The following is a 13,023-nucleotide window of genomic DNA, read 5'->3' as shown; positions in this document are numbered from 1 at the left end:
GGCGTTGCGCCCGAGAGAATCGGGCGCATCATAGAATGATTCGGAAAGTTGCCCCCCAGGCCCAGGGCGATTTACTCGGCGCAGATGAGCAGCTCGACGGTCGCCTCGGCGCAGGCCGTGCAGCTTAGGGTGTCGTCGGAGAAGAACTCGCCGCTCTCACAGCGGCACTGCGAGGCGCATTGGGCGACCGGGCAACTATTATCGTCGCGCACGATCTCGAAGCCGCACCCGGCCTCGCATTTGGGCTCAACCGCCGCCGGGCACGCGGTGCATAATTTCGTGGCGTCGTTAAAATACTCGACGCTCGTGCAATCCTCCGGCTTATCAACCGCGTCGCCGCATCCGGCGAAAGCGACCAACGCCAAGACCATCAGAAGCACCCGCGCGAAGGGCGCCGCGCGGCGAACCCGCGAGCCGACCGTTGGGATAGATTCCGGAGCGACGCCTGATTTTTGATTGCTATGCATGATGCCAATTTCCAAAATTATGCCTCGCGGCGCAGTATAAAAGTCGATCAGAAGCTCAACTTAATTTTTAGCATACGAATATTGTTGCAGAAACGCCGGTCAAATCGCGCAATCGCGGGCGATTGCCAGCTCGAGCCCACGCAAACCCACTGCTCTACCAAAAGCCCGCGCGCAAACACAAGCGACACGCTTGCCCCGCGGGTGCTCTCGCTTAGATTCGGAGGAGAGTCCGCCGGCGACTGTGGATAAGGATTACTCCACAATTGGCGCACGACGCGAGACATCCCGAAATTCTTCTGTTATTATCGTGGTTCCCAAAGTCGCGGGCCTCAAGATATTTCGTAAAACGGACCCCTATTTTTCGAATTGCAGCACATCTTAGATATTGCAGAGATCTCGGCTCAGGAGTTGAGTGTTGAGCATTTTATCCAGGCATATCAAAAAGAAAGCAGCGCACGAGCCCAGCGATTTGATTGGGATGATGGGCGTGCTCGCATTTTTTTCCACAGTCCTCGCGATAGGCCCCGCGTCGGCGGCCCAGCCCCCCGCACAGCTCAGCTTTAGTGAGATCGCCCCGGACGCTACGCTCGTGGCCCGCTTTGACCGCGGCGCGCAGATCGAATTTAACCACCGAAACGACCGGACCATGGCCTCCCACGGGCATATCGCGATGGTGTCGGTGAGCGCCGCTGAGCCCAGCGCCGCTTTTTGGCCTCGACGAGAAATCAAACGCCTGCGCCTCCAAGCCCCCGCGGTGCTTGAGGTTAAGCCGCTTCCGAGCACGACCTCCTGGCTCTCGCACAGCGCCTGGGGCCTCGCCGGGGCCGGCGCGTCGCTGGTCGGCGGCGCCCTTGAGTATCGCGAGAAGTCCAACGCCCTGCAGCGCGACTACGCCGCCCTACCCGACCACGTCAGCGCGCACCGCTACCGCGAGGTTCAGCGTCAGATCGACGATACCCGCTACCTGATGCTCGCCCTCTACGCAGCCGGCGGCACCGTCATCGCTCAGAGCATCATCCTGCTCACCGATGAGTCCAACGACCCCACTGAAGCACGCGCAGAGATCGCCCCGACCTGGCGAAACGGCGGCCCCGCTGCTTACCTCAAGGTCTCCTTCTAACTAGCGCACTAACTAGCGCACTAACTAGCGCACGCGCCGTCACTCTTGCACGCGCCGCCACATCCACGTCGCTGCCCAAAAGTCGGGCTCGAAGGCAGAGCTCTGCCTAAAAAATATCTCGACAGAAATATCTTGCGCGCCCTGCCCGGCAATCCTTCCCGACGCAAGCACAGCCCCCACAATTTACATATAGAAACAGGGATCAACGCCAATTAATATTTAATTGGCTATTGATCCCATCCCCTCAAAAAATATGCAAAAACCGACGACGATTACAGTACCAAAAGAATTATCCAATCGGGTTAAAACTCGCTTGTTCATTTCTTGAAAACCTCATAGCATAAATCGACCGCAAGAAATCAAACGCCCACTAAGCGTCTGATTTCATAGCGCTTTTCAGAAAACCCAAAACCAATCACTTCCAGAATTGAGAGCCTGGATGGATTTGGGTGACCATGAAAAGCATCACCGAGTAGCACCTGTATTTCGGTAGGTTTATGAAGAAACAAGCAGTATCGTTTCGTCGTCGTTTCCTTGCCCTTATTATCATCTCAATTGCCGCCGTAGGCTGCGGCGATTCAACAGATGAGTCGATTAAGGAATTCCCCCAATACGAAGAGCCTGAGGAGAATAATGGGGACGACTCTGACCCCCTCCTTGTCTCCCTCGCGAAGGGACATAAAGATAGCGCACTCCTGGACATGCGACCGAAGGTCGACACCATTATAGAGCAGCCCACCGTGCCGACTGAGCCAACTGAGCCAACTGAGCCAACTGAGCCGACCGAGCCAACTGAGCCAACTGAGCCAACTGAGCCAACTGAGCCAACCGAGCCAACCGAGCCGACCGAGCCGACCGAGCCGACCGAGCCGACCGAGCCGACCGAGCCGACCGAGCCCACCGAGCCCACCGAGCCGACCGAGCCGACCGAGCCGACTGAGCCGACTGAACCGACCGAGCCGACCGAGCCCACTGTCCCCACTACCCCGGGAGATGGCCTGGCCTTCCTCAATCGCATCGACACGCGCGCGATGTGGGTCTGGGATGAGTCGCCCAGCGCGCGGGATATCTTAGAAAACACCGGCAACGCCCAGGTTGAGTTATTGAACTTCGCCGCAGCCCCGCATGGCGACGCGTCGCGCTCGATCAACCGCCTATTCGTTGAGACCCGCGCGCACTCGAATACCGACCGATTCTCCCAACTGCGCGCCGTCACCTACGACCCGATCACCGACCCCGCGCACCAGGGGAATCTGCGCGCCTTTTTGCGAAACGCCCACGCCCAGGGGATCGCGGTTGAGTATCTCGACGGCCAGGCCATCTGGGTCACCACCGACGCAAACGCGCAGGCCCCCCGCCAAATCTGCCGCGACATCGTCTCCTTTAACCTCGGCACCAACGACCTCGCCGAGCGCTTCGACGGCGTCCACCTCGACATCGAGCCGCACACCATCCGCAGCGGCCCCTGGGGCGGTCAGTGGTGGGAAAACCGGCTCCCTCAGGGCTATAACGCCGAGTGGACTCAGCGTTGGTTCGACATCATGAACGATTGCCGCGCGACCTTCGACGCCTATGAAGCCCAGACCGGCCACCGCCTGGTCCTGGCGAGCGACGTCGGCGCCGACTATGCCTACTATAATAAGCCGATCCTCGCGTTCTTTAACGGGCCCAATAGCCCGGTCGATTACCTGGGCATCATGAACTATTACGACAACCGCCCCAATGTGAACGGCGATCCGTCATTCTTTCACGGGGAGAACGACGGCGCGAACCTCACCGGCGGCGTCGAGCAGAACCTGGCCCTGTGGACCCAAACTCCGCTGCTCTTTGGCATCGAGACCGGGCCCTTGCAGATCGCGCCTAACGCGGCCTCCTTCTTCCAGGAGGGCTATACCGCCATGAACCAATGCGTCGATGACCTCGTCCAGGGATACGCCAATACCAAGGCGATCGGCGTGGCCATCCACCACTACAGCCCGAATTCCTACCGCGACCTTCAGCCCTAACGCGGGCTAAATGAAGGACAAATCGGCCCCGCGCTTCTTCGCAAGCGCGGGGCCGATTCCTTTTTTATGCCGATTATTCGCGACGCGCGCAGAGACTGTGCTAATCTTTAGAAGCAGGTCGTTATTGGAGCTCCCCTCTTCTCGCGAGTGCGATTATGAAACGCCAGCCATCAGATCAAGAGACTCGAAACTTCACGATGATCACCGCAGCGCTCGTCGCGTCGGTGCTTTTTTACGGGTGCATCGTGGCCTTGCTGGCCTCGGGAGTCTCGCCGCTGAGTTCCACCAACGGCGTCTTTCGCCCCAGCCCGGAGCCCCATCCGCGGCTCCGCGACGCCCGCCTCAAAGAGGCGCTGCGCAAGGACTGGTCCGCGGCGCACCAACCGCTCTCCTATATCGGCGCGCGCTCGGCCCTCTGGGGCTCGATCGACGGCGACGGGCGAAAGGCCGCAGGCGCTTATACCGGCGTGACCATCGAGTATTTTAAGCAACCGCTCCCCAACGCCGGCGCCGTCGAGCACGCCTGGCCGCTGACCCGGCTCCCCAGCGCCGCGCGCAGCGATCTGCACCATAGCTTCGCGGTCACCGGAGAAGCGCGCGCCGCCCGGCTCAACCTGCACTACGGCAGCGTAAAAGTTCCGGTCTGGTCGCGCGGCGGGTCGAAATCAGGCCCGGGCGCGCGGGTCAAACCCGTCTTCGAGGTCCGCAAAGAAAAGCGCGGGGACTTCGCCCGCGCGATGTTCTACGTCGCCACCGTCTACGACCTGAAGATCCCCCTGAGCGAGGAGCATATCCTGCGCAAATGGGACCGCGAAGACCCGCCCGACGCGGTCGAAAAGACGCGCAACGCAAAGATCTCGGCGCTTCAAAACTCGCGCAACCCCTTCGTCGACTACCCCGGTTTGACCAAACGTATTTCGGACTTCTAAGCCCCTGCGCGCTCGCGCGCCCCGTTAGGTCGTGGTGCGCGAGAGCAACACCGGCAGCAGCCGGCTGATGCTCTTATTATTGGGCTCCAGCGATAGGAGCCGCTGATAATAATCCAACGCGCTGTGGAATTGCCTCTTTCGAAACGCCGCCGCGCCCAACATATCAAACTTTCGGGCCGCGCGGCGAATATTGGCCGTCGGGACCAGCGTGCGGCGGTATTCGGCCCGACGAATCGGGTCGCGCAGCACCGCGTAGATCCGATCCAACTTTCCACGAATCGCCCCGAGGCGCGCGCGCTGGGCCGCGTCCAACCCCAGCGGCTGCTTAATCAATTCAAAATAGGCGCTCAACTCCTGATAGGCCCGCGAAATCTCGGCGTCATAGCTCGACCAATGGACCTCGAGTATGTCGAAATAATTCTCGGCCTTTAGGCGAGATTCCATCGCGTCAATGCGCATCGACGCGCGGACAAGCTCTTCCTCGGAGTTCGAGGACTCGTGCTCCGACAGCCCCGGGGTCGTCACCCTGAGCACGCCCACCGCGTCGAGCCCCGCCAGGATCGACAGCGTCGCGTCGCGTGAGGTCGGCGAGTTATGCACCACGCGGTCATAGGGACGCTCGCGCGTGAGCACCCGGTCGAGCAATTGGCGCTCATTCACCGATACCTCAAGATGATTAATGCTGAAGGCGAAATTATGCTTCCGCTTCAGATGCATGCCGAGATATCGCTGCTCAGCCTTCGCTCTCACGCTGGGCTGCGCGGTGTCATAATACGCCCGGACGCGCTCGAATAAGATCCCAACCAACGGAATCGGGGCGACATGCGCCCCCTCGGGCAACGATTCGATATGGTAGGCGCTCGCCTCGACCAATTGGGCCTGGAGAAGGCGACTGATGAGATGTCGCCGGCGCGCCCGCGCCGCGGCGCGAATCGTCGTGGCGGGCAGTAAATTTCCAGCCTTGAGCAGAGCGCTCGCCTCGCTGACTCCATGCTTCATCGCGTATTGGCGCACCGAGGCCGCCTGCGCCGGCGTCACCCGGCCCTTCTTCGCCAGACTCGTGCATAGCGAATGCTGCGCCGAGCAGGGCAGCAGTCGGACCTCGAGCAGCTGGCCCGCGCTGATCAATAACTGCGCGCGGCTCTTGCCCGAGTGAAGTTCCAGCACCGCCGGCTCACTGACACCGACCAGCGACAATAGGATCCCTGCCAACGACGTCTCTTTTAGATTCCAGTGCCGATATGCCGCGGCCTCGCCGGTTAGCAAGTCGTGGGAGCCCGTCGTGACCGAGGGCGCCTGCTCGCGGATGGTTCGTTTTTTTACCGAAGGCGTAATCTGACTGGGGGGCGCCGGGCGGGGCGTTGGGGCGCGTCGGGCGCCCGCGTCGAGCTGCTTGAGCCGGGCGCGCCGCTCGTCGCGCAGGGCCGCTAATTGCTCCTCGCCAACCTCCACCTCGAGCGTCGTCGGGTTGTCGCGCCGGGCCGGATGGACCACATCGCTGACCGGGTCGATGCCCGTCCATGACGCCGAGTCAAAGTCTAAGGTCGCGTCGCTGCGCTGAGCCCAGGGATTATGCGCCTCACCCTCCGGGCTCGGGCTGCCGAGTTCCACGCCGGGCGCGCGAAAATTGCGCAGATCCGACAAACTATCTTCCTCGAGCACCTTAGTCTCTTCATCGTCGTCCCAGCGCAACTCGCGCAGGCGTTGCTCTACGGTCTCCTCGTCATTATTCGACATGCATCGTCCAGAATGAGGGGTAGGCGCTCAACTCGAGATAGGGCGCGCAGTAATTTTCACTCCAATTAGACACCTCTTTCAGCACGTGCATTCTAAGGTGCGCACCGAGCACGATCAAGGCAATGACCTATACCCGCACTTAATAACGTCAACCAAACCCCCACTCATAACCCACTAAAATTACTGAGTTATTTAATTTCAAAAAGGCATCAATGGTTGGCTGAGATCGCTGAGTATGCGGTCGATTTCAAAGGCGTGTTTGAACCCAAGCTCCCGGCGCGCCAGCGCATCATCGACCATGCAAACGTATTTTATATGGTCGAGCTCGGGCACCGGCCAGTCGCTCATTTTTAGCGACCAGGCCGCCTTAAGCACCGCGCGCGCGACCGGCTCAGGCACCGGCCGGCGCACCTTCCCCATCATTTTTATCAGCGTCGACAACGGCACCGGCGAGGGCCCCGCGATATTATAAACTCCGCGCACCCCCGGGGTCAGCGCGCACTCGATCGCCGTGACCACGTCCTCGACGTGAATGATCTGAACCATCGGGTCAAAGCCCATCACCGTCACCGGGCGCGCCAGGCGCAGATAGCGACTCGGCGCATTATTGACCCGTCCCACGATATTCGCCGGGCGCAAAATGACGGTCTCAATCTCGGAATGACGCCAGAAAAACGTGTTGCAAAACATATCGAGCGCGATGAGATCGCGGATCGCCATGAAGTTCTGCCCCCCCATTAAGGGCGCGTCTTCGTTGAGGAATTGGTCGTTTTTGGGGTCCGGCCCGTAGACATTCGCGCTGGAGAGCACCACCACCTTGGGCACCCGGTGCTCGGCCGCCAACTCCACCAGCTTCTGGGTCCCCATGATATTGAAGGCGTGATGCTCCTCCTGGCGCGCCCGCGGGTCGTGCATGATATTGAGGTGCACCACCGCGTCCAGGTGCTCGCGCCGGAAGACATCCTCGGCACGCCGCCGGCGGATATCCACATTCTCAATCTCGATATCCTTGGGCATATAGCGCACCGGGCGCCGGTCGATGCCCACGATCTCATAGCTTCGGTGCAGCCTTCGGGCGACCGCGCGTCCCAGATTTCCGGCGATGCCGGTGATCAGAACGCGCTGCTTTCTCCTTCGTTTGGAACGACTCAAAAGAACACCCCTTTGCGCTCGCGCAACCCTGTCTGAACCAACCCGCGGATCGCCGCTTTTACCTGGTCGACCTTCTCCTCGATGACGCGGTCTTCATCATCGCTCGCCCCTTCAAAATGCATGAGCTCCCCGAAATGAATGCGGTATTTCACCGGCAGCGGCAGCGCCCCGAGCGGTCCCAGCAGCGGCCAGGTCGGCGTAATCGGGAACGCCGGAAGCCCCAGCAGGCGCGCGAAGGACTCGAAATTCCAGATCGTCGGCAACTGCTCCTCGCCGCCGACCACCCCGACCGGGATGATCGGCGTGTTGGTCTCCAGCGCCAGGCGCATAAACCCGTTGCCAAATCGCGCCAATTCATACGCCCGGTCGTAGGTCTTATTGACCCCGCGCGTGCCCTCCGGAAACACCAGAATACACCCGCCACGCCCCAGCAAAATCCGCGCGTTCTGCCGCGTGCCCACCACCTGCCCGGCGCGCGCCATAAACCAGGAGGCGAACGGCAGCGTCGCCACCCAATGCTCCACCATACTGCGCACCATACGCGCCGGCTGGCGGTCAAAGAGCAGCGCGCAGCCGATCAAAAACCCGTCGATGGGGATCTGACCGGTGTGATTGGCAATCAGAAGCACCGGGCCGTCGTCCGGAATATTGTCGATATTAAATGTCTCGACCCGAAAATAATGGCGATACAGGCGCTCGGCCACCGGGTAGATATATTTGAGGAACTCCGGCTCAAACCCGAACGGGTCGTAGCCATACTCATTTTGCCCCGCGCGCATCGAGGAAATATTGTCCCAGACCTTCGGGTCCAACCCGCCCACCAGCGCGTCGTCCAGGCGACGGCGCAACCAGCGAATCGATTCGAACACGCTTGAATCCGTATCGCTCATAATATCGTTGCCCTTTGAGGGCGCTCAGGGGTCGTTTACATGGCCTCAGCCACCATGTTTGGGGTCTCTTCAGCGCTCGCCGATGTCAGCCGCCCTTATAGGTCGCCCGAAGGTACGCGACGATGTCGTCGGACTCGTATAATTGCCGCCCGGTATTCGGGTCCACCAGGAATGGCACCATCATCTGGCCACCGCGCTTCACGAGCTCAGGGCGGCGCTTGCTGCCCTTGGCAACGTTCTGAATCAGCGCGTCGAGCTCCAACTCATCGAGCACCTCGCGCACCTTGCGACAAAACGGCGATGCCTCAAAATTATAGAGCTCCAGGAGCTGCTCGGGCTGGGCGTCGCGCGGCTTCTTGAGCCGGCTGCTCAGCCCGCGCGGGCGCAGCCCGCCGGCCAGGGCCGAGTTCAGCGTGCTCAGCGGCGCCACGGCCTTGGCCAGGGCGCTGCGCCCGCCCCCATAAGTCTCGGCCAGATAGTCAATGATGGCCTCCGACTCGTAGAGCTCGGCGCCGGTATTCGGGTCGACCAGAAACGGAAACTGCGTCTTTCCGGCGCGGGCGCTCACGAAATAGCGATTGGCCCCCGCCCCCTTCGCGCTGCTTCGCGAAATATAGGCCAGGTCCAGCCGGCTCATCGCCTCCCGCACTTTTCGGCAAAAGGGGCAGCCCTCGTATTGGTACAGCTCAAGCGGCATTTCGGGGCGCGGCGGGTTCTCGCGACAATACTCAGTGACCGTGAGCCCGAGCCCCAAACGCGCCACAGACACCAGGAGTGAATGGGCATTATTCAACTTAGAGATCATTTTGATTCCAACAAAATTAACGTCAATTAATCACAGAGCGGCGCAATCGCCGACAGCTCAAGCGCCCGCAATCCGGGGGCGTCGAAGACGCCGTTTCCATCGGTGTCGACGAAGACCGGGTTGGTGAACGCGATGACCGGCTTGCCCGAGTGCACCGGGCCGCTCGGTGAGCCGCCGTAGCTGAAGAACACGACCCAGCTATCCTCGCTAAAGGTCAACGAGACCGTCTCGGCGAAGTCGAGATGCTCGGTGGCCCCTTGGCCGCGCTGCATCACCTCGACCACCTCGCCGTTCACGATCGCGAAGAGGTGGTTTGACTGGGCCCACGCCGGCGTCTGCACGCGCACGCCGAAGTCGACGGGCTCACCGGCGTTGACCTCGAGCAGATCGCCCGGGAGCTTGCCGTCGGAGAAGTCGATAAACGCGTGCGAGCCCACCGTGACCCGCCCCGAGCGCATCGCCGTGCGCAGGTCATCGCGGGTCACGTCCTTGGGCTCCTTCTCAATGCGAAGGAAGTTTCTCGGCAGCCCGCTCTCGCCCGAAAGATCATGGGTATCGGAGTTGCCGACACCGGTCAGGCGCACGCCGTAGTTGAGCAATCCGCTCCAATCGGCCAGCAATTGGCAGGTATCGTCATAGCGGTTCACGACCTCGATGACGTCGAAGTCGGTGGTGAAGCGCGCATCATCGACCGCCTCGGGGCCAAGCTCCGGGTCGAAGCCAACCTGGTTCAACATGCCGGAGGAGCTATTTCGCGCGTGGTTAAGCTGCAGCACCGGGTCACTCGGCAGCGTCCGGGCGATCTCGACCACCCCGGGGATCAGGCGACGCACCTCATTGCCTTCATCATCCAGCTCGGCCAGCGGGATGCTCCCGTTGCCGCGCTGCGTCACGTCCTGGTCCATCGGATACATGCACACATGGGTGTCAATCGGCGAGGCCTCAACGCCCTTAAAGGTGCGCAGGTCGTCTTCGAGGCCGTATTTGCTCACCAGGGGAGCCAGGTCGGTGATCACCTCATGATCGGTGGAGACCACGATCTCGACGCCCACCGAGGCGTTCTCAAGCAGGCGGTCGTCGACGCGCACCGTGCTGTCGATGCTGCCCTCCATATGCTGGTGGAAGTCGCCCGACAGCCAGCCATCGGTGTCAAATGCGCGGCTAATCTCGGCGCTCTTTTGAACTTCCTCGCCGGCGACGATCTCGACCGAGAAGCTCTCGGCGTCGAACTCCGGGCCGCGCGAAACCGAGACCTGATAGGTCCCAGGCGCCAATTGCAAATCGAGCTCGCCGTGAAGCGCGACGCCCGCCCAGCCGCTCCCGCCACTGATGACGACACGCGAGGTCGGCTTCTTGGCGCTGCCAGCCTCGCTGATATCCAGGCGCAGCGAACCAGGGGTCTCGACCGTGAGAGACGCGTCCGCGCCGCTGATGCTCAGCGGCCGCTCGAACGCAGTTCCGGCGGCGAAGCTGTCGATCTTGAAGTTATAATCGCCGTCTTCGAGGCGAAAAATCACGTCGCCACTGGCGTCTGTTTGCCCGAGCCCAACGGGCGTCTCGCCCTCAAAAACGCGGACCCAATGCCCCACCAGCGGCTCGCCCGCTTCGGTCTCAATGTGGATGGTTCGCCGATCGCCGGCGATCTCCTCGCCGCGCAACTCCGCGGCGCGCTCGCGAATGTCGGCCAGCGTCCCGTCGCCCACCACGAACCAGCGGCGCAGCGGCTTCTCCTGGCCCGGGTCCAACTTCATCGTCGTGCCGTGCGCGCCGACCCAGGGGATATCCACCGCTCCCAGCGCCAGCCCCTTTGCCTGGGTGCCCGCGTCGGCCACCCAGCCGTAGGAGCGCTCGGGCGCCAGGGACGCCAGCCAGGAGAACTCCCCGGTCGGCGGCTCTTCGCCCTTCTCCGCCACGAATAGCTTCGCGCGATCCCCGTACCCGAACCAATCGCCGGCCGGGAACGAGCGTTTTCCCGTGCCCGGATGCTGGTACCAACTCACGATTTCGACGGTGTCGCTGTCGGGCTCCAGGCGATATTCGGTGACCACATTGACCTTGAGCGAGGCGCCCAGGTGCTGGCCCAAAAGCCCGTAAATATGGGCGATGCCAACATCGGTCGCGGTCGCGCGCACCACGGCCGCGCCGCCGTCGCTGCCGTCGCGAACCACCTCGACCTTGCTGGTATTGGTCGTGCCTAACGCAAGCAGCGGGAGCACCTGACCCAGGACATCTTCGCGCGGGCCGTCCACCCGGCGCGCGTCGACGATCATGCCGCCAGTATAAAACTCAAAGCGGTTGGTCGTCTCCGCCTGCACGCACACGACGATTTTGGAGTTATAGAGCTTAAAATCACCCGCGCGGCATTGCGCCCAGACGCCGGTAAAGTCGGTCTGCTCGCCGGTGATTCGACCCACCCGCGCCTCACCGGCCTGCAGCGAAGCCTCCACATCGGCCGCCCCGTCCTCTGACACACCCGGCTGCGCAGGCGTGCGCTCATAGGGGTCCAACGGCTCGGTCGCGTCGGCATCATCGCCGGCGTCCTTCCCGTCCTTGTCATCGGTCACGTCCGAGATGACATCGGGCGCATCCTTGGTTTTTTTGGAGTCATCGCTGCATGCCCCCAACGCCATCGAAAGCGCGCAAATAAGAGTGAGACGGCTTAAGATCAGGCTTCGAGTACGACGATTTTGAGTGGGCATGGCACGCATCAATTAAGGAAGGAAAACAAGTCACTAAATTTCATTTATTCTATATCAAAAGCGCGCTGCGACCAAGGCCACAGCGCGCTGATATTAGCCGAGAGGCCTGGCGATCAGGCGTCTTCTTCGATCGACTCGCTCAGGAATTCCGGCTCCTCATGCTCGTCGGGATGCCCGAGCAGGGTGCGGCCCAGGTGCATCAGACCGCCGCCCATGCCGATGATGATATACAGGACCATAATCATCACGAAGGCCACGCTCGGGCGCGCCACGAAGCTCACGCCGGCGACCAGCAGACAAAGCGCGATGAGCGTCGCCCCGCTGCGCCCGCCAAAGTGGAAGTCCTTAAACGTGCGGTAGCGCACATTGCTGATCATCAAGCCGCCGAGCAAAACCGACATCGCGGCGACGTTCCAGGTCGCGTTGGTGCTCGAGTGGCCGGTGACCGACAGGTGCGCCATCACCATCGAGACCACCGCGCCGGCGGCAAGCGGCGTGGGCAGGCCCTCGAAATATTTGCTCGCCCCGCCGTCTTCGGCGGCCTTCACGTTGAAGCGCGCCAGGCGCATGATGGCGCAGGCGGCGAAGACGAAGGCGATAAAAATCCCGCCCATCCCCAGCGGGCGCATGCCCCAATTGAAGAGAAGGAGCGCCGGCGCGACGCCGAAACTCACGGCATCGGCGAGGCTGTCGAGCTGCACGCCAAACGCGCTCTGCGCGTTGGTCATGCGCGCCACCCGCCCGTCGAAGAGGTCGCAGAGCATGCCCACCACGATTAACCAGGCGGCGATCTTAAGCTCGGTGACCGACTCGGCCGTCGAAGAGATATAAATGCTTGAAATACCACAATAAACGCTCGAAAGAGTGAGCATATTGGGCAGTATATATTTAAGATTGCGCAGGTCCATAACGCTCCCTGATTCCACAAAGAAACTCCACGGAGAAGCAACCCATGCATCGATTGCCCTCCCTAACGCGTATTCGTCTGCCTACCACTAGGAGTGAAAGGCCAAAAAGTCAAGTTCTCGGCCACTCTGGCGAACTCCGCCGGACAATTCAAACAGCATAAATCAGGCCGATAAATTGCCGAATTTCCTATGTTTATTTGCCCCGCCGTGATCTTGTTCCTATTGTTTGGAAGGACCTTGTCATGCTTTGAAACAGACGCCATGATTGCATCCTGTCGGCGCGCCCACCCACCGCGATGAGCGGGCGCGA

General features: G+C 61.3%; 10 protein-coding genes. 3 read left to right on the top strand and 7 right to left on the bottom strand.

Annotated elements, in window-relative coordinates; genetic code table 11:
• Positions 1–71: 71 nt before the first annotated feature.
• Entirely contained in the window at positions 72–467 is a 396-nt protein-coding gene (locus DN745_RS02290; RefSeq protein WP_133621708.1) for a hypothetical protein, read from the bottom strand.
• Between the two features lie 415 nt (positions 468–882).
• Here DN745_RS02290 and DN745_RS02285 point away from each other — a divergent pair, with 415 nt between their 5' ends.
• The 3 genes from DN745_RS02285 to DN745_RS02270 all read left to right on the top strand — a co-directional run bounded on the left by DN745_RS02285 (position 883) and on the right by DN745_RS02270 (position 4,522).
• Positions 883–1,587 (top strand): hypothetical protein, encoded by a 705-nt coding sequence (locus DN745_RS02285; RefSeq protein WP_111331795.1) that lies wholly within the window; start codon positions 883–885, stop codon positions 1,585–1,587.
• Positions 1,588–2,084: 497 nt separating this feature from the next.
• A complete protein-coding gene (locus tag DN745_RS19685; RefSeq protein ID WP_239497563.1) occupies positions 2,085–3,593 on the top strand; it encodes a hypothetical protein in 1,509 nt (502 codons plus the stop codon).
• 155 nt (positions 3,594–3,748) lie between these two features.
• Positions 3,749–4,522 carry an endonuclease gene (locus tag DN745_RS02270; protein WP_111331791.1) on the top strand — a complete coding sequence of 258 codons (774 nt, stop codon included), beginning with the start codon at positions 3,749–3,751 and terminating at the stop codon, positions 4,520–4,522.
• A gap of 24 nt (positions 4,523–4,546) precedes the next feature.
• On the opposite strand, the gene DN745_RS02265 is transcribed toward DN745_RS02270, so the two are convergent.
• The 6 genes from DN745_RS02265 to pssA all read right to left on the bottom strand — a co-directional run bounded on the left by DN745_RS02265 (position 4,547) and on the right by pssA (position 12,713).
• A complete protein-coding gene (locus DN745_RS02265; RefSeq protein ID WP_111331789.1) occupies positions 4,547–6,259 on the bottom strand; it encodes a J domain-containing protein in 1,713 nt (570 codons plus the stop codon).
• Between the two features lie 198 nt (positions 6,260–6,457).
• Positions 6,458–7,411, bottom strand: a complete 954-nt coding sequence (locus tag DN745_RS02260) for an SDR family oxidoreductase (protein ID WP_111331787.1) — start codon at positions 7,409–7,411, stop codon at positions 6,458–6,460.
• On the bottom strand, positions 7,408–8,301 hold the full coding sequence (locus tag DN745_RS02255; protein WP_111331785.1) for a lysophospholipid acyltransferase family protein: 894 nt from the start codon (positions 8,299–8,301) through the stop codon (positions 7,408–7,410). Before DN745_RS02255 ends, DN745_RS02260 begins: the two co-directional genes overlap by 4 nt.
• An 85-nt stretch (positions 8,302–8,386) precedes the next feature.
• Positions 8,387–9,106, bottom strand: a complete 720-nt coding sequence (locus DN745_RS02250) for a glutathione S-transferase N-terminal domain-containing protein (protein ID WP_111331783.1) — start codon at positions 9,104–9,106, stop codon at positions 8,387–8,389.
• A gap of 26 nt (positions 9,107–9,132) precedes the next feature.
• The gene (locus DN745_RS02245) at positions 9,133–11,805 is read right to left on the bottom strand and encodes a CehA/McbA family metallohydrolase (protein ID WP_133621707.1); all 2,673 of its coding nucleotides are present in this window, start codon (positions 11,803–11,805) and stop codon (positions 9,133–9,135) included.
• Positions 11,806–11,918: 113 nt separating this feature from the next.
• Positions 11,919–12,713, bottom strand: coding sequence for a CDP-diacylglycerol--serine O-phosphatidyltransferase (gene pssA, locus DN745_RS02240; protein ID WP_111331779.1), 795 nt, complete (start codon positions 12,711–12,713; stop codon positions 11,919–11,921).
• Positions 12,714–13,023 lie beyond the last annotated feature (310 nt).

Origin of the sequence: Bradymonas sediminis (assembly GCF_003258315.1) — a bacterium.
GTDB classification, from domain to species: domain Bacteria; phylum Myxococcota_A; class Bradymonadia; order Bradymonadales; family Bradymonadaceae; genus Bradymonas; species Bradymonas sediminis.
This window is presented reverse-complemented; position numbering and strand designations above follow the sequence as displayed.

Bases quoted from the DNA above. Each gene is read 5' to 3' on its own strand.
- DN745_RS02290 (WP_133621708.1), bottom strand. From the start codon at position 467: ATGCATAGCAATCAAAAATCAGGCGTCGCTCCGGAATCTATCCCAACG.
- DN745_RS19685 (WP_239497563.1), top strand. From the start codon at position 2,085: ATGAAGAAACAAGCAGTATCGTTTCGTCGTCGTTTCCTTGCCCTTATT.
- DN745_RS02270 (WP_111331791.1), top strand. From the start codon at position 3,749: ATGAAACGCCAGCCATCAGATCAAGAGACTCGAAACTTCACGATGATC.
- DN745_RS02265 (WP_111331789.1), bottom strand. From the start codon at position 6,259: ATGTCGAATAATGACGAGGAGACCGTAGAGCAACGCCTGCGCGAGTTG.
- DN745_RS02255 (WP_111331785.1), bottom strand. From the start codon at position 8,301: ATGAGCGATACGGATTCAAGCGTGTTCGAATCGATTCGCTGGTTGCGC.
- DN745_RS02250 (WP_111331783.1), bottom strand. From the start codon at position 9,106: ATGATCTCTAAGTTGAATAATGCCCATTCACTCCTGGTGTCTGTGGCG.
- DN745_RS02245 (WP_133621707.1), bottom strand. From the start codon at position 11,805: ATGCCCACTCAAAATCGTCGTACTCGAAGCCTGATCTTAAGCCGTCTC.
- pssA (WP_111331779.1), bottom strand. From the start codon at position 12,713: ATGGACCTGCGCAATCTTAAATATATACTGCCCAATATGCTCACTCTT.